Source organism: Paenibacillus sp. CR_12 (assembly GCF_041953985.1).
In the GTDB taxonomy this organism is placed as follows: domain Bacteria; phylum Bacillota; class Bacilli; order Paenibacillales; family Paenibacillaceae; genus Paenibacillus_AQ; species Paenibacillus_AQ lautus_A.
In genome coordinates, this window is record NZ_JAVFHO010000003.1 from 723,689 (window position 1) to 749,647 (window position 25,959).

A 25,959-nucleotide genomic window follows, 5' to 3' on the forward strand; every position below is an offset into this window, starting at 1 on the left:
GGCCTGTCTTGATACCGTAGATGCTGTCGAAGATCCATAATTGCAAATTATTTCCCGAGAAATATCGAACATGTCGATTCACTGTAAGACCTTGTCCGCTTTTATTACAAATGCCTATTAGGCAATCGTCACATTCCGCCCGTTCAGCGAAATCCGCCCCTGGGCAAACCAGGAAACGACTTCAGAGTATAACTTCTGCTCCACGGCGTGAATGCGTTCTGCCAGCGTTTCCGCCGTATCGCCGTCCTTGATTTCAACGGCTTTCTGAGCGATAACCGGCCCGGTATCCATGCCGCCATCCACGAAATGCACCGTGACGCCGGTCATCTTCACGCCATACGCAAGCGCTTGGCCGATCGCGTCTTTACCTGGAAAAGCAGGCAGGAGCGAAGGATGAATATTGATAATCCGTCCGTTATAGAACTCGACAAAGGAAGGACTCAATAGCCGCATATATCCTGCAAGGACAATCAATTCGACACCGCGCTGCTGAAGCTCTGCCGCAATTTCCCGTTCGTAATCTTCCTTTGAGGCATATTCCTTCGGCTGAAAGGCGAATACATCCACATTCGCTGCTTTAGCCAGCTCCACTACGGGAGCCTGAGGCTTGTCGCATACCAGAATGCTGATCTCGCCGCCCAGGGCTCCGCTTTGCTGCGCATCGACCAAAGCCTGAAAGTTGCTGCCTCTCCCGGAAGCGAACACCGCCATCCGAAACGCTCTCATTACACCTCAGCTCCCGTGAAGGTTACGATGCGCTCGCCTTCGGTCACGCGGCCGATGACATAAGCCTCTTCGCCTGCGGAGCGGAGGAATTGCAGCGCCCCGTCAGCATCCTGCTCCTTGACGACAAGCACCATGCCGATTCCCATATTAAATGTCGTAAACATGTCCTTGTTCGAAATGTCGCCTTTTTCCTGCATCAGCTTAAAAATCGGCAGAATCGGCCAAGAGCCGTATTCGATGTCCACGTTGACGCCATCCGGCAGCATGCGCGGAATATTCTCGATGAATCCGCCGCCCGTGATATGCGCCATGCCCTTTATTTCGATCTCTTTCAGCAGTCCGAGCAGCGGCTTCACGTAAATCTTGGTTGGTGCGAGCAGCACGTCGCCAAGACGTCCGCCCAGTTCCGGGAGTTCCTGCTGCAGCGAGTAGCCGGCATCCTCCAGAAGCAGCTTGCGGACGAGCGAGAAGCCGTTGCTGTGCACGCCGCTGGATGCCAAACCAATCACCGTGTCGCCTGCCGCGATATTCGACCCGTTGATCATTTTGCTCTTGTCGACAATGCCCACGGTAAAGCCCGCGATATCATACTCGCCTTCGCTGTACATGCCCGGCATCTCCGCCGTTTCCCCGCCGATCAGGGAACAGCCCGCTTGATTGCATCCGTCGGCGATCCCTTTGACAATGGATTCGATTTTGGACGGAATGACCTTGTCGCACGCTAAATAGTCGAGAAAAAAGAGCGGTTCTGCGCCCTGCACCACAATATCGTTCACGCACATCGCTACCGCATCGATGCCGATGGTATCATGTTGGTCCATCGCGAATGCAAGCTTCAGCTTTGTGCCGACGCCATCCGTGCCTGAGACGAGTACCGGCTCTTCATATTGGTCTTTATTCAGCTTGAACAGTGCGCCAAAACCACCGAGGTCCGTCATGACTTCCGGCCTGAAAGTCGTTTTGACATGCTTTTTCATCCGCTCTACCGCTTCGTTGCCTGCAGCGATATCCACGCCTGCTTGTTTGTAAGTATCAGACACGCGCTCAACACTCCTTTTTCGTTATGACGAAAGTATCAGTTCACACATCATTTATGGGCTTAATCAGTAATCAGCTTAAAGAGGTTGTTCTAACCAACCTTCCCGGTGCTGAAAACCGACCTTTTTGAATATTCACTTAAAGGGTGTATCCGAGAAAAAATGGCTGTCCGCTGCGCAGAATCAGCAGCTGCAGCCCATCTTCTCTTCCCCGTTGAAATCAATCTGCGTCGGGTACTCATTATCAAAGCATGCCATGCACAAGCCGCCTTTAGGGCTGTGCTCATCATAACCGCCAATGGCGGATATCAGTCCCTCCGGACTCAGGAACGACAGGGAATCCGCATTGATCTCACGGCAGATTTCCTCGACGCTTTTCTCGGAGGCGATCAGCTCCCTGCGGTCCGGCGTATCGATGCCGTAGAAGCATGGGTTCTTGAACGGCGGCGATGTAATTCGCACATGCACTTCAGTCGCGCCTGCTTCGCGAAGCAGATTGACGATCCGGCGGGACGTGGTTCCCCGTACGATGGAATCATCGATCATGACCACCCGTTTGCCTTCGACCACGCGCCGTACCGCGCTCAGCTTCATCTTCACGCCTTGCTCGCGCAGCTCCTGGCTCGGCTGAATGAACGTCCGGCCCGTGTATTTGTTCTTGATCAATCCCAGCTCGTAAGGAATGCCCGTCTGTTCGGCATAACCGATGGCGGCCGAGATGCTGGAATCCGGTACGCCCGTGACCACATCCGCATCCACGAACGATTCCAGGGCCATTTTGCTGCCCATCCGTTTGCGGGCCGAATGCAGGTTGGAGCCGTTCAGATCGCTGTCCGGACGGGAAAAATAAATATATTCCATCGCGCACAACGCTTTGCGTCCCGCTTCCGTGTACCGCTCTTCCCGAAGCCCGTTCCGATCGAGGATCAGCAGCTCCCCGGGAGCGACGTCGCGAATCGCCTCAGCTCCGATAACTTCAAGCGCACAGGTCTCGGAGGTGAAGATGTACGCATCGCCCAGACGACCCATCGTGAGCGGACGGAGTCCGTTCGGGTCCGAGGCGACGAGCAGCTTGTCATTGGTCATGAGCAGAAACGCAAAGCCGCCCACCAGGCGCTGCAAGGCATCCTTGGCAGCCTCGACAAAATCCTTCGGCGAACGCGCGATCAGATGCGCAATGACCTCCGTATCGCTGGTCGTTTGGAAAATGGAGCCTTCCATCTCCAGTTCGCGCCGAAGCTTCGGCTCGTTCACGATGTTGCCGTTCGTGGCAATCGCCAGATTGCCCTCACGATATTTAAAGACGAGCGGCTGCGCATTCGTCAGCCTGCTGTCCCCGCTGGTCGAATACCGGACATGCCCGATCGACATGCTGCCCTGCAGCGATTCCAGCTTGTCTTTATCAAACACTTCTTTTACCAGCCCCATACCGCGGTGATAATTGAAATTCTCGCCGTCGGCCACGCAGATTCCCGCGCTCTCCTCGCCGCGGTGCTGGAGGGCGTGAAGCCCGTAATAGGAAAGGGAGGCGGCATCGGGATGCCCAAACACCCCGAATACGCCGCACTCTTCTTTTAAAGTATCGAAAATATCGCTCTGACCTGTTCCCTCATTGTAGTAATCCCCTGTCCACAGTCCTTCGGGTATCAGTTCATGAGACATGGAATGGCATCCTCCCAGACGGATTTCAAAGCCTCCACGGATTCTTCCAGCGCAGAAGCACCGTTAATGTTAATGCTAAGCTTGTTTCCGCCGACTACGCCAAGCGCGGTAAATGGAACGCCCGCTTCTTGCAGGAGCTTCTCCAGCGCATTCTTGTGATCAGGAGACGCGGACAGCACGATCCGGGATTGGCTCTCGCTGAACAGCGCCACGTCGTTGCGCAGATCGGTTGCCCATTTCACGCTCGCGCCGATGCCGCCGCTGATGCAGCTTTCCGCAAGCGCTGCTGCAAGTCCGCCCTCCGACACGTCATGCGCCGATTGGACCAGACCCGATTGAATGGCCTTCAGTACGCCGCCGAGCAATTTCTTCTCGGTATCCAGGTTCAGCTCCGGCGGTCTTCCTTCCGACACCCCGTGCAGGATCGCTTGGAACTCGCTGCCCCCCAGTTCGGCACGGGTATCGCCCAGAACGTAGATGGCATCGCCCTCCGCCTTGAAGGCTTGCGTCGTAATATGATCCGTATCATGGATCAGGCCGACCATGCCGACAACCGGCGTCGGATAAATCGCGCCTTTGGCATTCTCGTTGTAGAGGCTGACGTTTCCGCCGATGACCGGCGTTTCAAGCTCACGACAAGCTTCCGCCATGCCGTCCACGGCTTTTTCCATCTGCCAGAAAATTTCCGGCTTCTCCGGGCTTCCGAAGTTCAGGTTATCCGTAATTGCCAGCGGTTCGGCACCGGAGCACACGATATTGCGCGCCGCTTCGCTGACCGCGATTCTGCCGCCGAGCTCAGGGTCGAGGTAGACGTAACGACCGTTGCAGTCCGTTGTCATCGCCAGGGCTTTACGCGTTCCATGTACCGTTACGACGGCAGCATCCGAGCCCGGACGAACGGCCGTGCTGGTGCGAACCATATAATCGTATTGGTTGTAGACCCATGCTTTGCTTGCAAGGCTTGGCGAACCGAGCACCTTCTTGAGGGCGCCGCCCAAGTCCTTCACTTCTTCATAACGGAGCGTATCCACCGCAGCCTGCTCTTGATAATAAGCCGGTTCTTGGGATGGTTTGTTATAGATCGGGCACTCGTCGACGAGCGCTTTAACCGGCATGTCGCCAACCACCTCGCCGTGGTGGATCAGCTTCAGGCGGCCATCGTCCGTTACCTTGCCGACTTTGGCGCAGATTACGCCCCAGCGCTCGAAGATTTCGCGCGCTTGCGCTTCATGTTTCGGCTCAACGACGAACAGCATGCGCTCCTGGGATTCCGACAGCATCATTTCATAAGGCGTCATGCCCTCTTCGCGCTGAGGCACCTGATCCAGGTACAGCTCAAGACCGTTGCCTGCTTTACTTGCCATTTCTGCACTGGAGCAAGTCAATCCGGCCGCGCCCATATCCTGAATGCCCAGCACGATGCCGGAATCGATCAGCTCAAGGCAGGATTCCATCACGAGTTTCTCCATGAACGGATCGCCGACCTGAACGGCCGTACGGTTCGCTTCGGATTCCTCCGTCAGTTCTACGGAAGCGAAGGTCGCGCCATGGATGCCGTCGCGGCCAGTTGGTGGCCCGACATAGAAGACCGGATTGCCTACCCCTTTTGCAACGCCGCGCTGAATCTTGTCATGGTCGATAACGCCTACGCACATCGCATTGACCAGCGGATTGCCTTCGTAGCTCTCGTCGAATACCACCTCGCCGCCTACCGTCGGGATTCCGATGCAGTTTCCGTAGCCGGCTATGCCGGATACCACGTGTTCGAACAAATATTTAACGCGATCGCTCTCCAGCTTGCCGAAACGAAGCGAGTTCAGTATCGCTACCGGTCTTGCCCCCATGGAGAAAATATCGCGGATTATGCCGCCTACGCCCGTAGCTGCGCCTTGGTAAGGCTCTACAGCGGAAGGGTGGTTATGGCTTTCGATTTTGAATACGACCGCTTGGTTGTCGCCGATATCGACGATCCCTGCGCCTTCGCCCGGGCCCATCAGGACGCGCGGGCCGCTTGTCGGGAAGCGGCGAAGCAAGGGCTTGGAGTTTTTGTAGGCGCAGTGTTCGGACCACATGACGCTGAATACGCCGATTTCCGTGTAATTCGGCTTGCGTCCCATGAAGGAACAGATCAGCTCATACTCGCTGTCCGAAACTCCCATCTGCTTGTAAATCTGATGCTCTGCGATCTGTTCTGCCGTCGGTTCCTTAACGGACGTTTGCTGCGCCATGAGTATCCCTCCATGCCTGTAATATGGATGTAAACATTGCTTTACCGTCATCCGAGCCGAGCAGGCTGCTCACCGCGCGCTCCGGATGCGGCATCATGCCGATCACGTTGCCGCGCTCGTTGCAGATGCCCGCGATATCCTCGATCGAGCCGTTCGGATTGTCTTGATACGTAAATACGATTTGCCGGTTGTCCCGGAGCTTTTGAAGCGTTTCTTCATCACAGTAATAGTTGCCCTCGCCATGCGCGATCGGAATGACAATCTCTTGTCCCTCCGCGTAATCGCGGGTAAACGGCGTTGTATTATTGTTCACTTTAAGCACCGTGTCATGGCAGCGGAATTTCATCGAATCGTTGCGCCGCAGGGCTCCCGGAAGGAGTCCGGCTTCCGTCAAGATCTGAAATCCGTTGCAAATGCCCAGAATATACTTGCCCTCTTCCGCCGCTTTTGCCACTTCGTTCATGACCGGGGCGAACCGGGAAATCGCACCACACCGCAGATAATCTCCATAGGAGAATCCGCCGGGCACCAAAATACAATCGTATGGGGAAAGGTCCGTTGCCGTATGCCATACATAATCCACCGGCTGACCGATCGTCTCTTCTACCGCCTTATAGCAGTCAATGTCACAGTTGGAGCCAGGAAAGACCAGCACTGCAAATCTCATTGGTTTAGCCCTCCAATTCATAACGGTAGTTCTCTACCACCGTATTGGCCAGAAGCTTCTCGCACATTTCTTTCACTCGCAGCTCGGCTTCCTCACGGTTGTCCGTACCCAGCTCAAGCTCCATATATTTACCGATCCGCAGGCTCTCCACTTCCTTGTACCCAATCGAATGAAGCGCCCCCTGCACCGCTACCCCTTGAGGGTCCAATACGCTCTGCTTAATCGTGACGTAGACCTTTGCTTTCAACATTGTATCCTGTTCCTCCTCGGTATATATGAATGAAATGGTTTATCAAAGCTTACAGGCTAACACCCGTGATTCGGCTGTAAATATCGCTGTAGCGGCGGGTCGTCTCCTCCACCACGGCTTGCGGCAGCGGATCCGGCTCACTGTTCTTATCCCAATCGGACGAAGCAAGATACGTGCGTACCGGCTCCTTATCCATACTGTCGATCTCAATGTCGAGCGCATAATTCTTCTCATCCCAGAAACGGGAGGAATCCGGCGTGAAAATCTCGTCGATCAGAACGATCTCTCCGTCGATCAATCCGAACTCAAACTTGCAATCGGCCAAAATAATGCCTTGCTTGCGGCAGTAATCGCGGGCAAACTTGTACAGCATCAGGCTTTTGTCCTGCAGCTGCAATGCCAGTTCCTCGCCGACAAGCTCCTTCATGCGGGAAAGCGGGATGTCCTCGTCATGACCGACATCGTTCTTGGCCGCCGGCGTGAAGATCGGCTCCGGAAAGGCCTCGTTCTTGCGCAGGCCCTCCGGCAGCTGAATGCCGTTGACCTCACCCGACGACTGATACTGCCTCCAGCCTCCGCCGGTGATGTACCCGCGCACGACGCATTCGATATCGATGCGCTCGGCCCTTCGGCACACCATGATGCGTCCGTCCAGCAGGTCCTTGTCCTTGACGGCATCGCCCAGCAGGTTCACGTCGGTATGCACGACATGATTGCGGATTAGCTGCTCCGTTTGTTCGAACCAGAAGGCGCTCAGCTTGTTCAGCACGGTTCCTTTAGCCGGCACGGGCGGCTCCAGCACATAGTCAAAAGCGGAAATACGGTCGGTTACTACGATGAGTACGTGCTCGCCCAGGTCGTACAATTCACGAACCTTGCCCTTGTACAGCAGCGGTACATTGACCAGATGAGTGGCGGTCGATAATGCCGGTAATGTCATGTGTTCCTCCCCTTAGACTAGAGATTGTCTGCCTGTCATCACTACGAATGCGGATTATTTTTCCGATCTCTGTTGCCCCCAGATTTCTATTACATAAGATTTAATGGTTGAAATCCGGGGGCAGCATATGCTTTCGATGCTAGCTTTCCGATGGAAAGCTTTCAGGAGACCGCTATCGCTTCTCCAAAACAATTCCGCCTTCTCCGTTGTAGAAATTGAATTTCTCTAGATCTTTTATGAATGCGGATTAATTTGGTATCTTAATTACTCCAGTCCCAGCTTGGCAAAAATCGTATCCACATGCTTCAGATGCCAGCTTGGATTGAAGGCATCTTCGATCTCTTCGGCGCTGAGCACCTCGGTGATCTCAGGCGTGGATTCCACGATCTCGCGGAATTGACGCTGCTCTTCCCACGCCTGCATGGCGCGTGGCTGAACGGTGTCGTACGCTTGCTCGCGGCTGAAGCCCTTGTCGATCAGCTTCGTCAGGATCCGGCCGGAGAAAGGAACGCCATATGTGCGGGCCATGTTGCGCTTCATGTTCTCCGGGAAGACCGTCAGGTTCTTCACGATGTTGCCGAAGCGGTTCAGCATGTAGTTCAGCAGCATCGTAGCGTCCGGCAGGATGATACGTTCTACCGAGGAGTGGGAAATATCCCGCTCATGCCAGAGCGACACGTTCTCGTAAGCGGAAACCATGTGGCCGCGAATGACGCGGGCAAGGCCCGAGATGTTCTCCGAACCGATCGGATTCCGTTTATGCGGCATTGCGGAGGAACCCTTTTGTCCTTTGGCGAATGCCTCTTCTACTTCGCGAACCTCACTCTTCTGGAGCGCGCGTACTTCGGTAGCGAATTTCTCGAGCGAAGTAGCGATAAGGGCAAGCGTCGCCATGTATTCCGCGTGACGGTCACGCTGCAGCGTCTGGGTCGAGATCGGCGCCGCCTTCGTGCCGAGCTTGCGGCAAACGAATTCTTCGACCGAAGGATCGATATTGGCATACGTGCCGACAGCACCCGAAATTTTGCCGTACTGCACGCCGTCAGCCGCATGGCGGAAACGCTCCAGATTGCGGATCATTTCTTCATGCCACAGCGCCATTTTCAAGCCGAAGGTCGTCGGCTCTGCATGCACGCCATGCGTTCTGCCCATCATCGGGGTATGCTTGTAAGCCAGTGCTTTCTCTTTCAAAATACCGATAAAGCGCAGGATGTCCTGCTCCAGAATATCGTTGGCTTGCTTGAGCAGATATCCCATCGCGGTATCCACCACATCCGTCGAAGTCAAGCCGTAGTGGACCCATTTGCGCTCCTCGCCAAGGCTTTCCGACACCGCACGGGTAAAAGCGATGACATCATGGCGGGTTTCCTGCTCGATTTCATAAATCCGATCTATATTGAAGGTCGCATTCTGGCGAAGCTTAACGGTGTCCTCCTTCGGAATGACGCCAAGGTCGGCCCATGCCTCGCATGCGCACAATTCCACTTCCAGCCATGCTCTGAACTTGTTCTCCTCGGTCCAAATCGCCCGCATTTCCGGTCTGCTGTAACGTTCAATCATCGTTTAATCCTGCCTCCAAATATTAGTTTTCTCTACCCATTCGAGCGCGTCATCGACGTCCCCGCACAAGAGGTTGATATGTCCCATCTTGCGGTTAGCCTTCGCCTCGCTTTTGCCGTAAAGATGAAGCTTGGGCACAACGCCGAGAGACTCTGCAAGCGCGTCGTGCTCTCCAAAACGCCGTACCGCTTCCTCCAGATGCTGCCCCAGGAGGTTCACCATGACGACCGGGCTCAGCAGCGTCGTATCCCCGAGCGGCAGATCGCAAATCGCTCTCACATGCTGCTCGAATTGAGAGGTTGAGCATGCCTCCATCGTGTAGTGCCCCGAGTTATGCGGACGAGGCGCAAGCTCATTCACGAACAACTCCCCCTCCTCGGTCACAAACATCTCGACGGCCAGCAGGCCAACAGCTCCCAAACCTTCAGCCACGCGTTCCGCGAGCTGACATGCTTTGCGCTTTACTTCGCTCGGCACGCGCGCAGGCACAATCGACAAGTGCAAAATATTGTTGACGTGCACGTTCTCTGCCGGCGGGAAGCTCTTCACGATGCCGCTGGGCGTACGCGCCGCAATGACGGAAATCTCGCATGCGAATTTGACGAACTTCTCCAATACCAGCTCAGTCCCGCTGGCAGCCAGCTCCTTGTAAGCCGATTCGAGTTCATCTTCGCTGCGGAGAACCGCTTGCCCTTTACCATCATAACCTCCCGTGGCGGTCTTTAGCACGCATGGAAGTCCAAGTTCGGAGGCGGCGGACAACAAATCTTCCAAGCTTGTTATTTCACGATACGGTGCAACCGGCACGCCGGCCGCTTCGATCGCGGCCTTCTCGCGCAAGCGGTGCTGCGTAGTGTACAGCAGCTTGCTTCCCTGAGGAACATAAGACTGCTCCTCCAGAAGCTGGGCCACGCCCGCATCGACATTTTCGAATTCGTAGGTAATAACATCGGCCTTCGCCGCGAGCTGCCGGGCAGCCTCGACGTCGTCGTAACGGGCCGTAACCTGCTCGGCCATCTGGCCGAGCGGAGAGTTCGGCGTCGGATCAAGGGTGACGAACGAATATCCCATCCGGATTCCGTCCAGCGCGATCATTCGTCCGAGCTGCCCGCCGCCGAGTACGCCAATGACGGAACCCGGCAAAAGCTTTCTGCCGGATGCTCGCATCTGCTGTGCTCCGTTCTCCATCATAGGTTATCGCTGCTTTCCAGCACTTCGTCCCGGATCCGGTCCCGGCGCGCTTGCACTCTTTCGCGAATCCCTGCATCCGAGGTGCCCAGAATTTGGGCTGCGAGCAACCCGGCGTTCGTGGCTCCGGCTTTGCCGATCGCTACGGTTGCCACCGGAATGCCCCCTGGCATCTGTACGATCGACAGCAATGAATCCAGACCCTTCAACGCTTTCGATTTAACCGGAACGCCGATGACCGGCAGCACCGTTTTCGAAGCGACCATCCCGGGCAGGTGCGCAGCTCCGCCGGCTCCGGCGATAATGACGCGAAGCCCCCGGCCCTCCGCTTCCTCGGCATAACGGAACATCAGGTCCGGCGTCCGGTGAGCGGATACGACTTTTTTCTCATAAGGAATTTCAAGCTCGTCTAGCACCTGGCATGCATGGGACATCGTATCCCAATCTGATTGGCTTCCCATAATGACTCCTACTTGTGCTGTCATGAGTTACCCCCGCTTTCTGCGAAATTCGACATTCATATGACTGCTGAAAAAAAAGTCCGATCCCGTAAACACAAAGTTCTGTGCAGGTCTCGGACATACAAGGATTACGAACGCTGCCGCCTGCGTCAAGCGGAAGAGTCTTGCGCATCCGCCGCCTAAGAAGCAAACATGAAGCCAAGCCCCGTCGTTGCCGCACCGTTTGTATTCCCTCGTAGTCCGAAAATTTACGGTTTTCGGGTAGAGACTTCCGGGCCATATCCCCGGCTTTATACGAGACATATTCAATTTCATCAATCATGCTTCATAAGTTATTTTGAACCTCAACATCCTCAGTTTATCAATTTCTGACACCTAATGTCAACCTAAACACGAACAATCGGATTTACAGAAAAAATAATGTTCGTATCTAGGGAGTAAGCAATGCTGCAGCAAAAACTTCTTGGAGATTGCGGGCTTTATTGAAGGCACGGGCAACGGCCGTACATAAAAATGGTATGGGCAGTGATGGCAGCGCTGCGCTGACGCATCGTGATTCCGATCGCTGTTAAACACGGGAAACTGGATTGAACTATAATGGAGGTTTCCCGTGTTTAAAGGCGAACGCTGGCGCTTCTACATCCACGATTCGTCCGCTCCGCTGGAGCGAGAACCTTTTTTGCTGCTGCATAGAGGGTAAGGGAAAAGTGTTATCGCAGAATAAAATAAGACCGTGTTCTGCTCTTTAATTGTAATTATTTACAAGGAAGATGGGGGTGAGTGTCGAAATCTTATCATCCGACGTGAATATGAAATACGACAAAATATCTAATCAGACATTTATATTTGGATGTCACTAAGCAGAATCTATTTCTAAGGAGGAACCCATGGCTATCTATTTCGTAAGGCATGGTCAGGACGAAGAAGGATATCGCGGAGGATGGAGCCAGCGCGGGCTCACCGATGAAGGGATCAGGCAAGCGGAGAAGCTGGGGCAGTACTTGAATGAACACAAGCATGAATTTAATATCTGGCGGATCATTTGCAGCGATCTGCAAAGGGCTTGTCAGACAGCCGCAATCATTGCTGATAAACTTAGCCTGCCGCTGATCGGCTCCGAGGAATGGCGGGAGACCAACAACGGTCTGCTCGCTGGAATGCCCCACGCATTAGCGGAAGAGAAATTCCCCGGGCTGTATTTTTCCAGCTTACGGATGGACGAGAAATACCCTGGAGGTGAGAGCCCGCTAGAAAATTTCCAGCGGATCAAGGATACCTTCACCAAACTATGCCAGGATCAGGAATCGGCGGATCATCATGAGAACGTACTGGTTGTCACACACGGGGGAGTGATCAACATCATTTATCATCTAATTAAAGATACGGCTTGGACCAATAAGAATCCGTTCTTCCCGGCGGCGAACACCGGGCTGCACCGAATCGAGTATCGCGACGGGCGTTGGGAGCTTACCATCGAGAATGCCACCCCTCACTTATAATCGAGCATCGTACATTCACGTCCTGCCTGTTCTACCGCTCCCCATGCTTGATGGCATCTACATATTGTTTGGCTTCAACCAGAGACAATCCCAATTCTTCCCTTACGGTTTTAATCGCTTTAATATCCTGCCCTTCCTGCAGCAGCCGTTTGACTTCCGCAGGCACCGGCGGCTCGGGTATTCCTAAATGGCTTGCGATTTGGTTCAACGCGGCCTGCTGCCGTTTCATTCGCTTCTCTATGGCCGTCATTCGGCTTGAAGCCGTAAGTCCGACCAGAACGACCAAGATGATAAGAAGTATAATTTCCATAGGACCTCCTTTGACCAAATAATCACGAACACCCAACATTGAACTGCGCTATAAGAAAAAAATCGATCGACGTATCTCATAAGAAGATAGACCGCATTGGACGAATTTTTTCTTGCGAGATCAGGAGGGTGAGTCGACTGAAGTGTATACGTTCCTATCAAAAAGGGACGCCTTCGCGTCCCTTCCACATTATTTTATGACAAGTACCGGAATCGTTGCATGCTGCACCACGTTATGGCTGACACTGCCCAGCACGAACTCGCGGATGCCGCCAAGACCGCGGCTGCCGATGACAATCAGGTCACTGCCGTTCTGATCCGCATACTCCAGGATGACCTCGGCCGGAGGACCCTGGATCATCTCCACTTGACCGTTAACGCCCGAATTCTCGATCCGCTCGCGGATTTCCTCCGTCGTCTGCACGGCCAGATCGTAAACATCTTTATTGAGTGAAGCTGGAATCGGGGCAAGCCCTTCCCCAACGAAGAAGCGAGGAAAATCGTAAGCATGAATGACATCCAGCGTCGCTCCCGGCGTTACCTTGGCAAGTTCCACTGCACGTCCGAGCGCTTTATTCGCTGCTTTGGAGCCGTCGTAAGCTAGAAGAATTTTAGTAAAAAGCATACAGGCCACCTCTTTCTGTTGTTAAAAGACCTACTACTTATTATTAAACAGCTTCATACCGGTATGAAACGAGCTTGCCGACTAACTGTCGGCGACACCCCTATGTAAATCATGGCAACAAACAAGCTAACCCCAGAAATACGTATACAATGCAACGTTTACGACTAGCAGCAGCGGTACTCCGACTTTAAATGATAAATGCCTCGTCTTATGACGCTTGCGGTACATCGCGATCCATACGCCCAAAGCCCCGCCTATGGCGGCCAACAGAAAAAGCGTCCTCTCCGGAACGCGATCCCGTCCCAGCCGGGCACGCCGTTTATCCTCGGACATGACCAGATAGGCTACCGCATTGATAAAAATAAACCAAACGATCAGTGCAGGTCTCACGTTGGTTCACGCACCCCCATTTCAACTGATCGATCTTGCCAATCAGCCATTAGCTATACGTTCTACCGCTATTATAAAACCGCAGGCCGATGAAGACAATGCCCGGCCATGCCCTAGGGGCATGACGCCAAGCGCTGTCCCTGATGCCATTACGAGGACACCGGCCGGCGGTCGTAAGGTCCGACCGGCCCGTGCCCGGCATAATGACAACCCAAACATTTCTTAACCGCCACGAGCCATCAAGATTCGTTCTTGGATATTTCGTTCAGGCTCGGAACATAGTCTGCAGCCTTTTTCGGCTTGAGGGTTTTGCTCTCCTCCAGAATGCTTGATTTGTTCTGCTGGTTTTCGGTCTTTCTCGCTTTATGGTTCGGCATGCAAATCACCCCCTGTCCGTAGAATGGGCCATTGCACCCGAGGTTATGCTAACAACGGCAAGAAAAACGCAATCCATCTTAGCCCTATGAGATTAACGCTCGAGAGACTATTCCTTCCCTTTCTGCTCGAGCGCTGCCTTCAACAGATCGCCCAGGTTGGAACCGATCGACTCCTGCTTGCTGTACTGCTGCACGAGCTTCCGCTCCTCGCGTTTGTTCACGTGCTTGGCGTCCTTCTTCAGCGTTTCCGTAATGCCGCAGCCAAGGCACTGCACGAACAGCCCCGCCTTGCCTTCCTTCATCTCCATCTTCTTATGGCACTGCGGACAACGGCGGTTGGACAGGCGTTTCTCGCCTGAGCGCTTGTACCCGCAATCGTCACTCGGGCAGACAAGCAGCTTGCCGCGCTTGGTCTTCTTCTCGAGCAGCCGTGTGCCGCAATCCGGACAGTGGCTGTTCGAAACATTATGCGGCTTGTATTCCGCTTCGCTTCCCTTCACGTCCGTGACCAGCTTCTTGGTCATATCCCGTATGCCGCGCAGGAACGGTTCCGGCTTGCCCTGCCCCTTCGCGATCCGCTCGAGCTCGGCTTCCCACCGCGCCGTAAGCTCCGGCGTCCGGAGCTCCGGAGCAACCAGCTCGATCAGCTGCTTGCCTTTGCCTGTCGGATGGAGGGTTTGCCCCTGCCGTTCGATCGTGTCGGAGCTGACCAGCTTCTCGATGATGTCGGCCCGGGTTGCCGGGGTTCCAAGGCCGTGCTTCTCCATCTGGGAGAGCAGCGCCGCCTCGTTATACCGCTTCGGCGGCTGGGTCCGTCCCGGCTTCAGCACGCAGCGGACCACCTTCACCGATTCTCCTTCTTTCAGCTCCGGCAGGAGCTTGCCCGAAGAAGATGGGCCCTGACCATCGTCACTCTCGTCGTCCGTGTCATCCTCATAGTCGCCGCCATACACCTCGCGCCATCCGCTGTCCTTGATCGTTGTCCCTTTCGCATAGAGCTGTTCGCCTTCAATCTGCACGGTCACCGATACGTTATCGTAACGGGCAGGAGGATAGAACAAGCTGATGAACCGGCGCACGATGAGATCGTACAGCTTGCGTTCATCGACCGACAGCTGATTCAGCAGCACGGTCTGTTCGGTAGGAATGATGGCATGGTGATCCGTAACCTTGCTGTCGTCCACGACCCGTTTGCCTGGCGACAAATTCTTGCGAAGCAGCGGGCGCGCAATGGACGCATACGGTCCGATCGCAATGCTCGACAGCCTTTCCTTCAACGTCCCGACCATATCGGATGTCAGGTAACGGCTGTCCGTGCGCGGATAGGTGACCAGCTTATGCTGCTCGTACAGGCGCTGCAGCACATTCGAGGTCTGCTTGGCCGAGAACCCGAATCGGCGGTTGGCATCCCGCTGCAGCTCGGTCAAATCGTATGCCAGCGGATGCGGTTCGGTTTTCTCGCTCTTTTTCACGCTCACGATTTTTCCCGTGCTGCCTTCCAGCTTCTGCTTCAGCTTGGCGGCCTTGTCCTTCTCGAATAAACGGCCGTCTCCGCCGGCCGGACGCCACGAAACCTCAAAGCTTCCGAGATCCGCCTGCAGCGTCTCGTATTCCTGGGAGCGGAAATTCACGATCTCCTTCTCGCGGTCCATGATCATCCCGAGCGTCGGCGTCTGAACCCGGCCTGCGGACAGCTGCGCATTGAATTTGGTCGTCAGCGCGCGCGTCACGTTCAGTCCAACCATCCAATCCGCTTCAGCCCTGCAGCGTGCGGACTCGTACAACCGGTCGAACTCCTGCCCCGGCTTGAGGGATGCGAAACCTTCCTTGATTGCCTTATCCGTCTGGGAAGAAATCCATAACCGTTTGAACGGCTTGTTCCACTTCGCCATTTTCAGGATCCAGCGCGCAAGCAGTTCCCCTTCGCGGGCGGCATCGGTGGCAATAATCATCTCCCCGACGTCCGAACGCTTCATCAGATGCTGCACCGTCTTGAACTGGTGGCTTGTTTCCTTCAACACCTTAAGCCTCGTGTTGTCCGGCAGGATCGGCAGATCCTCCAGCGCCCAGGTCTGGTACTTCTTATCATAATCCTCGGGTTCGGCAAGCCCCACCAAATGTCCAAGCGCCCAGGTCACAATATATTTCGGTCCTTCAAAATAATTCTTCTGCTTCTCGCGGCTGCCCATCACTCTCGCAATTTCCTTCGCAACGGACGGCTTCTCAGCCAATACTAATACTTTCATAGCCCTCCCCTTCCTCTGTTCCCCTATTATAACCTCCCAGCGATTGATTCCACAAAAACGAATCAGATCATTTTCTTCGCCAGCAGGGTGAACGCATGATGGGCACATGCCGGACAGCCCTGCTTCTTCAAATCCTCGATCGTGGTAAAATCGCCCTGCACGCCCACCTGCAGCTCGCTCTGGCATTGGGTGCATCGGTAGGTTCGGACCGTTCGCCGAACCTCGCCGGTATAAAGCTCATCCTCAAAAGAGCCCTTAATCGGCGGCTCCGTATATTCCGTCGTTGTCAGCACGATCATTTGGCCGCTATTGCCGATCATCTGCGCTCCGATATATTGATTGAAATGAAGCTGCACCTGTCTGACCGACAACCCCATGCGGACGAATTCGCGCTGCATGGACCATGTGAAGTCGGGTGATTTATGCGCAAACGAGAGAAAGATGGGGCAGCCCTTCTCGGGCTTCAGCGCGCTAAGGCCACGGGACAAGAACAAGGTCAAGCCTTGGAGCGTATACGGCGGATCCGTGAAAAAGCAATCGTATTGCCCTTTCCATTCCTGGGGCAGAGGCCGTCTGAGATCGGCATGCCTGCATGTAACCGATACATCTTCCCTTGCAGCCACGTCACCGATAAACCGCAGGAAGCGTTCATCGATATCCATCACGGTGAGGCCCGCTCTCTGCCCCTTGGCGTTCGGGAAGAGCCGTTTCAGCAGCAGGCCGAGCGAAATGCTCACGAGATCGTCGTCGCCCACGCACAGGATGTTTTTCCCGATCAGGCTGTGCTCCCTCAGGCACAGAATCGCCCTCCGGAGACTCGTCTCGACTGTGCATTGGGATTGGTCGATTTGAACATCGACCTGCGGGCGCTGGTCCAGAATCTCCGTGAGCCTCGCCAGCACATCGGAAAGCTCCGTCCGCCAATCCGCTTCGCCGGCCAGCAGCGTATGATACAGATCGATATCGATGCCGCCGTATCCCAGCTGTTGTTCGACATAAAGCTTTCCGGCAGAGGTGCAGCGCACTCCCCGCTCTTGAACGAGTGCTCCGGCTTTGATGAGCTCCTTCTTGATCGCGGCAGCGACCGGAAGCGGCAGACAGGTATGGCGTGCCAGCTCTTTGGTGGATATGCCCGGGCGCATATAACTTGCTGTCAGCAGCTGTTCGATCACCTGGGTACCTTCCTGCAGGGAAACCTTCTTTTTTACCTCTTCTATATAATGGATCATGTGAAATCACGCTCTCTTCCTGAGTATGGGTTGCACTTCCCCTGGAAAAGAACACACACGACCCCCTGCGTGCTGATAAACCGACATGAAAAAGGGACAGAAGTCCATGAACCATCGTCCACCTTCTGCCCCTTGAGCGGGAAGCCGTACCCAGGGTACGGCTATGTACAGTCAATATGATTATGGATGGCTGTTGTGTTCTTAACCAGGTGGACTCCAGCCTTCGAGCCATCGCAAATAAACCTCGCATCAGTAAGGTTTTTTCGCAAAGCGCTTGCCAGAGTCCTATAAAATTTGGTTAGTTAAGAACACGCACCGACATCAAGACAACTCCCCTATTTCAATCGAAATATCAAACCGCTTAAAACTTGTTGGACATAAAAATAATGTCCTGCTTCACTTCAAAACCATGCTTCCGATAAAAATCTTCGGCCGGAAGCCCCTTTCCCGTTAGCAGTACCATGCAACGAATGTTCATCGAATGTAAGTAGGCCTTCATTCCATTCATGAGCGCCGAGCCTAGACCGCTGCGCTGCAAACCGGTATCGATGAAATATTCCTGGATATGGTACTCCTTGCCGCTGTACCAGCTCTTTGTATGGCCGAAGGAGGCTCCCAGGATGCTGCCCTCCTGTTCGATAACGAATCCCAGGAACACCGGATTGTCCATAAATTCCTTGAGGTATTGCTGTACATGCAGCACAGAGTCCCACTGGTCGAACCAGGGTTCGCCGTTAAAGACCTTGAGCATCAGCTCGGAGCATGGCTCAAGATCGGATTTGTCCATCCATCTGACATTCGGATTCTTTCCCATTAAGCGGCTGCCCCCCATGATCCTTGCATCTTGTTCAAGTCGGCAAGCCTTCCAGCCGGAATCGCATTATATATAGGAGCAAAGTCATTCAGACTCGACTCCTTACAAACTATCGGGTGATGGCTCACGTTCCTTTCCGTGGAGGATTCCAGTCTTTCCGCCAATATGGCGCGCGCCCGGTGCAGACGGGATTTCACCGTTCCTTCCGGTATCCCTGCGATTTCGGCGATCGCTCTGATCGGCATGTCCCTGTAATAATGAAGCTGAATGACCCTGCGTAAATCGTCTTCCAGATGTGCTACGGCCTCCTTAAGCTCGATCGCTTCATACGGCATTGCATCGGCAACCTCATCGACAGGCGCAACGGTACGCTGCCGCTGCTGGGAGCGCAGCAATTGCAGGCATTCATGAATGAGAATGCGGCTCAGCCATGTTTTGAAAAAAGCAGGCTCTTTCAAGGAAGGCATAGCTGCGAAGGATTTTACGATCGTTTCCTGTACGGCATCCGCGCAGTCCTCTTCCCGCTTCAGATACAGAAAGGCCAAACCGTACAAATTACGCTCGTTAGCAAGGATCAGCCTGCTGAAAGCTTCCGGGTCCCCCTGCTGGGCAAGCCGAACATCGCGCTCTATATCGGATTTCTTGTTTTTGTTCACGTTATGAGACCTCCTTTGTGGCGCTTCCTCGGGCCTTACATAAGTTAGATGCCTGAGAGCGCACCCAGGTTCACGCACTTTATTATTTTTTTTGAAAAAAGCGGGTGCCGCGATCACCTACATTTTCGCACAGTTCCGTTCATTCTTTCCATATTGAATCTTCAACATATGAAAAGACACCGCAAGGTCGTTAACCTCACGGTGTCTCGTTTAGCCTATAAATCGTTCATGCCATGAAAATTAAATGCTGCCCTCGATTCACTTTCCATCCGCATCCTTATCCACATACCGACCTTGCTCGGGAACGGCCAAACGGTCAAAGTCCCGGGCCAACCGCGCAAGCGAAGTCGTTAGCTCTTCACCGCGCATGGAGACGCCGTGCCCCGTGACCAGAATTTCGGGATTCAGGCTTGCCAGGCGGCGAACCGATTCACGCGCCAGATCCCAATCCGGAGTAAAATACATCGGCGGACCGTGAAGCTCCTTCTCCTGCCCGATGACGGCAAGCGCCGACTCCTGCTTCACCGTAATGACCGCGTCTCCCGCTACGAGGACCCGATCCCGTTCGCGGAACAGGGAAACATGTCCGGGGCTATGCCCCGGCGTCGGTAGCCATTTGAATTCGGGAAGACCGGGTACGCTTCCGTCCTCCGGCAGCGGTCGTATCCTCGATCCCAGATCGATGGCTTTGTTCGGATACATGGGAGCAACGCGGGCCATCAATCCCCCGCCTACGCTCGGATCCCCTGGAGGATAGTCTTCTTGTCCCGTAAGAAACGGCAGTTCGCTCGGGTGTGCGTAGACGGGAACGTTCCAGCGATCGGCCAATTCCTTCACATTGCCCACATGGTCGAAATGGCCATGCGTCAGCACGATGGCCATCGGGGGCTTGCCGAATCGGTTCTCCGCTCCTTCCGCAATGGAGCCCTCGAAATTTCCGAGTCCCGTGTCAATCAGCACCCAGTCACCGGTTCCCGGCGTACCGATCATTTGGACGTTCACCATGACGGTACGCAAGGAAAGAATATCGGTCGTAACCTCTTCGGTCTCTACGGCACCCGTCTTTAACATGCTGTGATCATTCATTATGGAATCGCCCCCATTTCTCGTTGTTGAGTGCTTCTTGTAATAACATACCCGTTTTGGCCCTTTTCAACGAAGAAATGGCGGTTTTTACTGAATGATTTTGTTGAGACGCTCCAGATAACGCCAGCGAGTAATAAAGAAATACATGATCTGGATGCTCAGGAAGAAGATGAAGATCTTCAAACTATGCCCTACGATCGAGAAGTCTACCAGCTGCTGAAGCGCAACAAAGGCAACGCCGCTATGGATGAGTGCAATAAGCATCGGCAAAAAGAACATAATGACAAGCTGCTTGGTAATGATGGTGCCAAGCTCTTTTTTGCTGAGTCCCACCTTGGCAATCATGCGATACTGCTGTTCGTCCCGGGCAAGATCCGCGTATAGCCGGAAATATACAAAGCTTGCCGCGAAGGTAAAGAACACGATGCCGACCAGGCCGCTAACCATAAGCAGAATGCCGTTCTGCTGCTGGGCGCTTTTCCAATCCAAGTACAATGACTTGAGATAATAGCTGTAGTCTTCCGGCTCTTTAAGACGTTCCTGAATCGATCTGGACACATCCCCCGTATTCTTCCAATCCTGCACGTAAAACGTATGGAATGCCGCATAACCGAATTCCTGATCCTCTTGTGCCTGGAGCACATCCTTGTACAGGCGGTCGGATACGACCAGCGTATCGCCGTAGGTCGCGGGCACCGCAATGAACGTTTCGGCTTTGAGCACCTTGACGATTTCCGATGTTTTCCCGTTAATCACCTCGAATTGATCATTCCCAGGACCATCGATTCGGTAGCTGTTCTTCTCCGTGACGGTCCCCGGGGTCAGGATGCCTTCCAGGTCGCCCAATGTTTCTGACGGGTAACCCATCGACTGAATAAGACTGTTATATTCGCTGAGCTTAATCAGATTGATCCCGTTATCCGAGAATATCGGAGTAACCTCCGCCTCCTTGTACTGAAATCCGCCCTTCTTGAGCTCCTCCCTGATCATATCAAGATGACGATTCCCTTTATCAGCGTTCTCATCATTCATAGTGTACGTATAGGCATAAGGATTCTCCATGGCCGACAGGCCGGGATCCCCGATTGCAAGCGTGGTGCCGATCCCGGTAAAGGCGGATGCCGAGATGACCGATACGAGGAAGAACATCACCGCATTGTCTTTGATTCTGTACAGCAGCTCCGAGATCGTCAGCAGGTTGGTTCGGCGAAAGAAGAACCGCTCTTTCTTCTGCAGATACCGCATAAAAAACACGCTGAACTGAGTGAAGAGAAAATACGTGCCGATAATGACGAATATAACGCCGCCAAGCAGCAGGAACAGATTGAAGATTTGGAGAATGGCAAAAACCATGACCATGCCGTAACCGGTTCCGATCAGCAGGACAGCCAGCACGGCCAGCCAAGGCGATGCTTTCGGCTGCGGCTTGGGGCTTTCCTCTGCTTTCACCAGGGCGAGCAGCGTGCCCTTCCGCAGCATGAACGAGGAGAACAACGCAATCAGCAGGAACAATACGGCATAAGCCGCAGCCGTAACGATCAGCGATTCGAGCGGAAAATAAAACGGAAGTCCCTTATCCACGGCCAGCAGCTTGGCGCTGATTAGCAGGATCAGCTTGGAGAACAGCAATCCCGTTCCGATGCCGACTACGATCGCTGCAGCGCCAATCAGGATATTCTCGATGAACAGCATCCGGTTCAATTGCTTGCGGGACATGCCGAGGATCAGCAGAATGCCGAACTCCTTTTTCCGAACCTTGATGAAAGCCCCCACCGAATACAGCAGAAAGAAAAATGAAAAAACGAACACGATGTACTGGGATACCGTCATGCCCATCGTACCCAGCATGGACATGGTACCGCTGGAGGAGACCAAGCCGTCCTTCAGCTGTGGGTGAAACGACAGCAGCCCGTAGGTAAAGAAAATCATGACGGAAAAAGCACTGCTCAGGAAATGGGCAATATATGTGCGCTTGCTGCGCAGGACATTGTTAATGGCGAACTGGCGAAAATTCATGTCCCGAACCTCCCAGCAGCGATAACACGTTGATGATTTTTTGATAAAAGGCCGATTGGCTGTCGCCGTACGTGATTTCGTTGTACAACTGCCCGTCCTTGATAAACACCACCCGATTGCAGTAGCTTGCTGCCACCGGGTCATGGGTGACCAGCAGCATGGTCACTTGGTCTTCCTTGTTTCTCCGGTCCATCATTTCCATGACGTCGCGGGCCGACTTGGAGTCCAAGTTGCCTGTCGGCTCATCGGCCAGAACCAGCTTCGGTACGTGGATCATGGCCCGCGCTATCGCCGTCCGCTGCGCCTGTCCCCCCGATATTTCATAAGTCCGCTTGTCCAGTATCGATGTGATGCCCAGTTTATCGGCCAAAATGCCGACCCGGCGGTTCATCTCATCCAGATCCACGCCGTCCAGCGCCAGGGGGAGCAGGATATTCTCCTTCACCGTCAGCGTATTCAGCAGGTTGAAGGACTGAAAGACAAATCCCAGCTCACGCCGGCGGAACATGGCGAGTTTATCCTGGGATAATCGGAACGGATCCTCCCCGCCGATGGTGATCTCCCCGGACGTAGGTCGGTCGATGGTGGAGATCATGTTGAGCAGCGTCGTTTTTCCGCTGCCGGAGGGGCCCATGATGCCGACGAATTCCCCTTGGTTGATGCTCAGATTGATATTGGAAAGCGCCTCGTGGGACACTGCGGCCTTATAGACTTTGCCCAGATTGCGCACGTTTAGTATTTCCATCTTGTTGTAAACCTCACTTTCGTTATTTCGTTCCTGTAAGGTTAGTGTATAGCATCGGGCGGGCCATCTCCTATCGATCACTCTTTCGCCAACCTTACATCGGTGTAAGATTCATGCGCAGACCGGCTCAGGGTACGTCACGGTCGCAATCTAAAGGGCGCTTCGAGTGCGTAACGGTTGCGATTCCAGAGGTGCTCCGTGTACGTCACTGTTGCAATTCTAGAGGCCGCTACGAGTATGTCACTGTTGCGATCTTAGAGGCCGCTACAAGTACGTAACGTTCCTACGATCGCTGTTGCCCCCAAATTTTCTGAACGATTACACCGAGGTGAAAATTCGGGTGCAAAGGCGACCGCTTCGCTTCTTCGGAATCGTTTCGTCCTCTTTCGCTGGTGCATGCCGATACCTACTCATGATTTATAACAAAAGAAAGAACCTTACCTCAGGGCTTCATGATGGGTCAACATTCATCATTTACCCGAGATAAGGTGCTTTTGGTAACGTATTTAGGTGACTTCCTGTTACCACTCTATAAGTAAGGGATAACTTAGATATAGTCTGACTGCCCACACTCGGCTTAAATCCATCCGGTGTCTTGAACTTAAACGGCCAGCAACCACTTGAAATCATGAGCATCCGCCAGCTTAAAAACACACCGTGCCCGCGCCTCACCCTCAGAAAATCAACCTCACCGTCGTTCCTCTTCCCGGCTCGGATTCCAGCTCGATTTGGTGGTTCATTTTATGGACCACTTCTTTGACGAGATACAAGCCCATGCCGGTGGATTCCTTCAGCTTGCGGCCGTTTTCCCCGGTATAGAACGGGTCGAACACCCGCTTCAAGTCGGATGGCGGTATGCCCATTCCCCGGTCCGTGATCTCCAGCACCACATGGCGGTGGTCCTCCGTCCGGCGGGCCTGGATCGTCACCTTAAGCCCGGTTCCGGCAGAATATTTAATGGCGTTGGACAGCAGCTGCAGCATGATGAACCGAAGCCATTTGGCATCCGTCTGAACGGTGAGATCCGAATCGATCCGGACCTCCGGATACACATGACTGTGAATAAAATAACGCTTGTTCTCGTGCACCGCCTCGACTGCCGCCTGATGAAGCTTCACGGGCTCCACGCTGAAATCCTGCTCGAAGGTTTCGAGCCTGGACATGTAGAGCACCATCTCCAGCCCGCGCCGAATCCGGTCGGATTCCTCGGATAAACTCTTGAAGGCGTCGTTATCATCCTCCTGCGTGATCATCTCAATGACGGACAGCGGCGTTTTCATCTGATGCACCCACTGATTCATGAAGATCATATGCTCTTTCCGCCGGCGCTCCCACTCTTCCATGACCGTGCGGTATTGACGGTACTGCTCTTCCATAAGCTCGCTAAGGGCCGTAGGCAGCGGGGCCGACTCGTTATGCTTGATCGATTCCTCCAACGACCTGATGGGCTGCGACAGCCGCTCATAGAAATCCCGGTGCGTGAAATACCGGAATGCCAAGTACCCGCCAAGAATGGTCAGACCGAGGAAAACGGCATAAGCCGCTGTCACCGGATGATCATAGCCGTCATACCAGAATACGAGCAGCACCACGAACAAGGCCGCGGTTACAAACAGAATGAGGGGCAAATGCTCACGCCAAAACAGCTTCTTCATTGCCTACCTCTTCCATACGGTATGCAGCCTGTACCCCGAACCGCGAATCGTTTCCAGCGCATTCTCAATCCCTAACTCCCCTAGCCGTTTCCTCACCCGGTTAATATTCACGCTGAGCGTATTATCGTCCACGAACGTATCGTCCCACAGCTTCTCCAGAATCGTCTCGCGCGTCACTAGCCGGGGGCTCCGGCTCAGCAGCGTTTCCAGAAGGACCGTTTCTTTTTTCGTGAGCACGGATGTCTGATCGTGAAGAGTCAGCTCCATCCGTTCGGGATAGAGGACAAGCCCGTCCTTCTCCACCGTACGCTCGGCGGATGCTGCCGCATAGTCGCCGTATACGCGGCGCAGCTGGCTGTGGATTTTGGCGATGACGATATCGTAAGCAAACGGCTTGGTGATATAATCATCCGCGCCGTTCTCCAAGGCCCGGAGCTGATCCGGCGTCCCGTTACGGGCCGAGATGAATATAATCGGGCAGGTCGATACCGACCGGATCTGGCGGCACCAATAATATCCGTCAAAGCTTGGCAGGTTCACGTCGAGAAGAACGAGATGCGGCTTCATCTCATGGAACTGCTCCAGCACATGATCGAAATCCTCGACGATGTTTCCTTCATTTCCGTACCGTTCGATATGCGATTGCAGCAGCCCCGCCAGCTTGGGGTCATCCTCAACGATCATGATTTTGTACATCCGTTCACCCTCCATGAAGCGTCAGGCCGCTCTCTCCCCTCCGAAAGAACAACCTGATGGTTTATGATCCCCTAACGATAGCCGCTTCAAAAAAGTTGGTTCCGTCCGGCGCTGTGCCCTGCACGTACACCCGATTATTCTCCTCGGCCGAACGCTTGATCACCATCGTATCCTTCAGTCTGGCCTCGTTATGGTATGTAATTTTGAAGCCGGTCACTCGCCCTTCCCGAAGTTCCTGCTCATCCAGCACGTCAAAGCACAAATCCGCATACCGGGCGTTATTCAAATGGCCGTTCGTATCGATTCCACTATACCGGACCGTATACGTATACGCATCATCCAGCAGTACCCCTTCAGGCAATACGGCTTTGCTTGGCAGCTCTCCAACCGTTTCCTGACCGATCGGCACCTCGTACGGAAACATGGACGGACGCAGAATTTTCCGTTTATGAATGTCCACCAGCGCCCATACCGAGCGGCCCTCGCCCAGCAATTCCCCATCGCCGTTCTTGATCCGATAATCCCGATGCCACAGCGCCCCTTTGGACCCGCGGCTCCAGGTGTCCACATATACGGTTTCCATATCCCTTGGCATCCGCCGCATCTCAAGCTCCAGCGTAATCAGCATCCAGCCCATGCCCCGCTCGATCATTTCCTCGCGGCTGATTCCCAGCGCCTCAATATGCCGGTCAGCCGCTCTCTGCAAAATACTGAGCAGCGAAGACCATCGGCAGTCTCCCTTAAAGTCTGCGTCAACGGATTGAATGGTATATTCTTCTGTCCATTTTTCTATCATGAGTCCCATGCCAGCTCCTTTATTTTCTCAACCTAACCACTCTCTTCAAGCATAATCAAAAAAACCGCATTTATCAAAGAACGAAGCAGCCTATCACTACG

General features: G+C 54.0%; 25 protein-coding genes and 1 riboswitch. Of the genes, 1 reads left to right on the forward strand and 24 read right to left on the reverse strand.

What is annotated here, in order from left to right; genetic code table 11:
- Positions 1–117: 117 nt before the first annotated feature.
- The 10 genes from purN to purE form a co-directional block, all read right to left on the reverse strand.
- Positions 118–726: a phosphoribosylglycinamide formyltransferase gene (gene purN / locus RB297_RS15370; protein ID WP_096774969.1), complete on the reverse strand. Its 609-nt coding sequence runs from the start codon at positions 724–726 to the stop codon at positions 118–120.
- On the reverse strand, positions 726–1,766 hold the full coding sequence (gene purM, locus RB297_RS15375; RefSeq protein WP_375120894.1) for a phosphoribosylformylglycinamidine cyclo-ligase: 1,041 nt from the start codon (positions 1,764–1,766) through the stop codon (positions 726–728). Before purM ends, purN begins: the two co-directional genes overlap by 1 nt.
- A gap of 180 nt (positions 1,767–1,946) precedes the next feature.
- Entirely contained in the window at positions 1,947–3,425 is a 1,479-nt protein-coding gene (gene purF, locus RB297_RS15380) for an amidophosphoribosyltransferase (protein WP_009592356.1), read from the reverse strand.
- The gene (gene purL / locus RB297_RS15385; protein WP_375120895.1) at positions 3,410–5,653 is read right to left on the reverse strand and encodes a phosphoribosylformylglycinamidine synthase subunit PurL; all 2,244 of its coding nucleotides are present in this window, start codon (positions 5,651–5,653) and stop codon (positions 3,410–3,412) included. Before purL ends, purF begins: the two co-directional genes overlap by 16 nt.
- A complete protein-coding gene (gene purQ / locus RB297_RS15390) occupies positions 5,631–6,320 on the reverse strand; it encodes a phosphoribosylformylglycinamidine synthase subunit PurQ (protein WP_012819095.1) in 690 nt (229 codons plus the stop codon). The genes purL and purQ overlap by 23 nt, the downstream gene beginning before the upstream one ends.
- A 4-nt stretch (positions 6,321–6,324) precedes the next feature.
- Positions 6,325–6,570: a phosphoribosylformylglycinamidine synthase subunit PurS gene (gene purS, locus RB297_RS15395; protein WP_012819094.1), complete on the reverse strand. Its 246-nt coding sequence runs from the start codon at positions 6,568–6,570 to the stop codon at positions 6,325–6,327.
- Between the two features lie 49 nt (positions 6,571–6,619).
- Positions 6,620–7,510, reverse strand: a complete 891-nt coding sequence (locus tag RB297_RS15400; protein WP_036661950.1) for a phosphoribosylaminoimidazolesuccinocarboxamide synthase — start codon at positions 7,508–7,510, stop codon at positions 6,620–6,622.
- A 264-nt stretch (positions 7,511–7,774) separates the two neighbouring features.
- Positions 7,775–9,070: an adenylosuccinate lyase gene (gene purB, locus RB297_RS15405; RefSeq protein WP_009592336.1), complete on the reverse strand. Its 1,296-nt coding sequence runs from the start codon at positions 9,068–9,070 to the stop codon at positions 7,775–7,777.
- Positions 9,071–9,073: 3 nt separating this feature from the next.
- On the reverse strand, positions 9,074–10,261 hold the full coding sequence (gene purK / locus RB297_RS15410) for a 5-(carboxyamino)imidazole ribonucleotide synthase (RefSeq protein WP_192569696.1): 1,188 nt from the start codon (positions 10,259–10,261) through the stop codon (positions 9,074–9,076).
- The gene (gene purE / locus RB297_RS15415) at positions 10,258–10,743 is read right to left on the reverse strand and encodes a 5-(carboxyamino)imidazole ribonucleotide mutase (protein ID WP_009592351.1); all 486 of its coding nucleotides are present in this window, start codon (positions 10,741–10,743) and stop codon (positions 10,258–10,260) included. The genes purK and purE overlap by 4 nt, the downstream gene beginning before the upstream one ends.
- Before the next feature lie 192 nt (positions 10,744–10,935).
- A riboswitch (purine riboswitch) is annotated at positions 10,936–11,037 on the reverse strand.
- 569 nt (positions 11,038–11,606) lie between these two features.
- Between purE and RB297_RS15420 the strand changes: the two genes are divergently transcribed.
- A complete protein-coding gene (locus RB297_RS15420) occupies positions 11,607–12,218 on the forward strand; it encodes a histidine phosphatase family protein (protein WP_375120896.1) in 612 nt (203 codons plus the stop codon).
- A 31-nt stretch (positions 12,219–12,249) separates the two neighbouring features.
- On the opposite strand, the gene RB297_RS15425 is transcribed toward RB297_RS15420, so the two are convergent.
- The 14 genes from RB297_RS15425 to RB297_RS15490 form a co-directional block, all read right to left on the reverse strand.
- Complete coding sequence (locus RB297_RS15425; protein WP_375120897.1) at positions 12,250–12,528, reverse strand: hypothetical protein; 279 nt, start codon at positions 12,526–12,528, stop codon at positions 12,250–12,252.
- Between the two features lie 189 nt (positions 12,529–12,717).
- Positions 12,718–13,152, reverse strand: a complete 435-nt coding sequence (locus RB297_RS15430) for a universal stress protein (RefSeq protein WP_375120898.1) — start codon at positions 13,150–13,152, stop codon at positions 12,718–12,720.
- 126 nt (positions 13,153–13,278) lie between these two features.
- Complete coding sequence (locus RB297_RS15435; protein WP_012819088.1) at positions 13,279–13,542, reverse strand: DUF1294 domain-containing protein; 264 nt, start codon at positions 13,540–13,542, stop codon at positions 13,279–13,281.
- Positions 13,543–13,781: 239 nt separating this feature from the next.
- Positions 13,782–13,919, reverse strand: coding sequence for a hypothetical protein (locus tag RB297_RS15440; protein WP_012819087.1), 138 nt, complete (start codon positions 13,917–13,919; stop codon positions 13,782–13,784).
- Positions 13,920–14,026: 107 nt separating this feature from the next.
- A complete protein-coding gene (locus tag RB297_RS15445; protein WP_375120899.1) occupies positions 14,027–16,165 on the reverse strand; it encodes a DNA topoisomerase III in 2,139 nt (712 codons plus the stop codon).
- Positions 16,166–16,227: 62 nt separating this feature from the next.
- Complete coding sequence (locus tag RB297_RS15450; RefSeq protein ID WP_375120900.1) at positions 16,228–17,394, reverse strand: bis-aminopropyl spermidine synthase family protein; 1,167 nt, start codon at positions 17,392–17,394, stop codon at positions 16,228–16,230.
- Between the two features lie 361 nt (positions 17,395–17,755).
- Entirely contained in the window at positions 17,756–18,208 is a 453-nt protein-coding gene (locus tag RB297_RS15455; protein ID WP_375120901.1) for a GNAT family N-acetyltransferase, read from the reverse strand.
- Positions 18,208–18,864: a sigma-70 family RNA polymerase sigma factor gene (locus RB297_RS15460; RefSeq protein ID WP_375120902.1), complete on the reverse strand. Its 657-nt coding sequence runs from the start codon at positions 18,862–18,864 to the stop codon at positions 18,208–18,210. Before RB297_RS15460 ends, RB297_RS15455 begins: the two co-directional genes overlap by 1 nt.
- 258 nt (positions 18,865–19,122) lie before the next feature.
- Entirely contained in the window at positions 19,123–19,950 is an 828-nt protein-coding gene (locus tag RB297_RS15465) for an MBL fold metallo-hydrolase (RefSeq protein WP_375120903.1), read from the reverse strand.
- 87 nt (positions 19,951–20,037) lie between these two features.
- Positions 20,038–21,966, reverse strand: a complete 1,929-nt coding sequence (locus RB297_RS15470; RefSeq protein ID WP_375120904.1) for an FtsX-like permease family protein — start codon at positions 21,964–21,966, stop codon at positions 20,038–20,040.
- Complete coding sequence (locus tag RB297_RS15475; RefSeq protein ID WP_012819079.1) at positions 21,941–22,711, reverse strand: ABC transporter ATP-binding protein; 771 nt, start codon at positions 22,709–22,711, stop codon at positions 21,941–21,943. The genes RB297_RS15470 and RB297_RS15475 overlap by 26 nt, the downstream gene beginning before the upstream one ends.
- A gap of 674 nt (positions 22,712–23,385) precedes the next feature.
- Positions 23,386–24,366, reverse strand: a complete 981-nt coding sequence (locus tag RB297_RS15480; protein WP_096774955.1) for a sensor histidine kinase — start codon at positions 24,364–24,366, stop codon at positions 23,386–23,388.
- A 3-nt stretch (positions 24,367–24,369) separates the two neighbouring features.
- Positions 24,370–25,062, reverse strand: coding sequence for a response regulator transcription factor (locus tag RB297_RS15485; RefSeq protein ID WP_096774954.1), 693 nt, complete (start codon positions 25,060–25,062; stop codon positions 24,370–24,372).
- Between the two features lie 61 nt (positions 25,063–25,123).
- Positions 25,124–25,858, reverse strand: a complete 735-nt coding sequence (locus RB297_RS15490; RefSeq protein ID WP_249732860.1) for an acyl-[acyl-carrier-protein] thioesterase — start codon at positions 25,856–25,858, stop codon at positions 25,124–25,126.
- Between the last annotated feature and the right edge of the window lie 101 nt (positions 25,859–25,959).

Coding starts and splice junctions, on each gene's coding strand:
- purN (WP_096774969.1), bottom strand. CDS start 726: ATGAGAGCGTTTCGGATGGCGGTGTTCGCTTCCGGGAGAGGCAGCAAC.
- purF (WP_009592356.1), bottom strand. CDS start 3,425: ATGTCTCATGAACTGATACCCGAAGGACTGTGGACAGGGGATTACTAC.
- purL (WP_375120895.1), bottom strand. CDS start 5,653: ATGGCGCAGCAAACGTCCGTTAAGGAACCGACGGCAGAACAGATCGCA.
- purQ (WP_012819095.1), bottom strand. CDS start 6,320: ATGAGATTTGCAGTGCTGGTCTTTCCTGGCTCCAACTGTGACATTGAC.
- purS (WP_012819094.1), bottom strand. CDS start 6,570: ATGTTGAAAGCAAAGGTCTACGTCACGATTAAGCAGAGCGTATTGGAC.
- RB297_RS15400 (WP_036661950.1), bottom strand. CDS start 7,510: ATGACATTACCGGCATTATCGACCGCCACTCATCTGGTCAATGTACCG.
- purB (WP_009592336.1), bottom strand. CDS start 9,070: ATGATTGAACGTTACAGCAGACCGGAAATGCGGGCGATTTGGACCGAG.
- purK (WP_192569696.1), bottom strand. CDS start 10,261: ATGATGGAGAACGGAGCACAGCAGATGCGAGCATCCGGCAGAAAGCTT.
- purE (WP_009592351.1), bottom strand. CDS start 10,743: ATGACAGCACAAGTAGGAGTCATTATGGGAAGCCAATCAGATTGGGAT.
- RB297_RS15420 (WP_375120896.1), top strand. CDS start 11,607: ATGGCTATCTATTTCGTAAGGCATGGTCAGGACGAAGAAGGATATCGC.
- RB297_RS15425 (WP_375120897.1), bottom strand. CDS start 12,528: ATGGAAATTATACTTCTTATCATCTTGGTCGTTCTGGTCGGACTTACG.
- RB297_RS15430 (WP_375120898.1), bottom strand. CDS start 13,152: ATGCTTTTTACTAAAATTCTTCTAGCTTACGACGGCTCCAAAGCAGCG.
- RB297_RS15440 (WP_012819087.1), bottom strand. CDS start 13,919: ATGCCGAACCATAAAGCGAGAAAGACCGAAAACCAGCAGAACAAATCA.
- RB297_RS15445 (WP_375120899.1), bottom strand. CDS start 16,165: ATGAAAGTATTAGTATTGGCTGAGAAGCCGTCCGTTGCGAAGGAAATT.
- RB297_RS15450 (WP_375120900.1), bottom strand. CDS start 17,394: ATGATCCATTATATAGAAGAGGTAAAAAAGAAGGTTTCCCTGCAGGAA.
- RB297_RS15455 (WP_375120901.1), bottom strand. CDS start 18,208: ATGGGAAAGAATCCGAATGTCAGATGGATGGACAAATCCGATCTTGAG.
- RB297_RS15465 (WP_375120903.1), bottom strand. CDS start 19,950: ATGAATGATCACAGCATGTTAAAGACGGGTGCCGTAGAGACCGAAGAG.
- RB297_RS15470 (WP_375120904.1), bottom strand. CDS start 21,966: ATGAATTTTCGCCAGTTCGCCATTAACAATGTCCTGCGCAGCAAGCGC.
- RB297_RS15475 (WP_012819079.1), bottom strand. CDS start 22,711: ATGGAAATACTAAACGTGCGCAATCTGGGCAAAGTCTATAAGGCCGCA.
- RB297_RS15480 (WP_096774955.1), bottom strand. CDS start 24,366: ATGAAGAAGCTGTTTTGGCGTGAGCATTTGCCCCTCATTCTGTTTGTA.
- RB297_RS15485 (WP_096774954.1), bottom strand. CDS start 25,062: ATGTACAAAATCATGATCGTTGAGGATGACCCCAAGCTGGCGGGGCTG.
- RB297_RS15490 (WP_249732860.1), bottom strand. CDS start 25,858: ATGATAGAAAAATGGACAGAAGAATATACCATTCAATCCGTTGACGCA.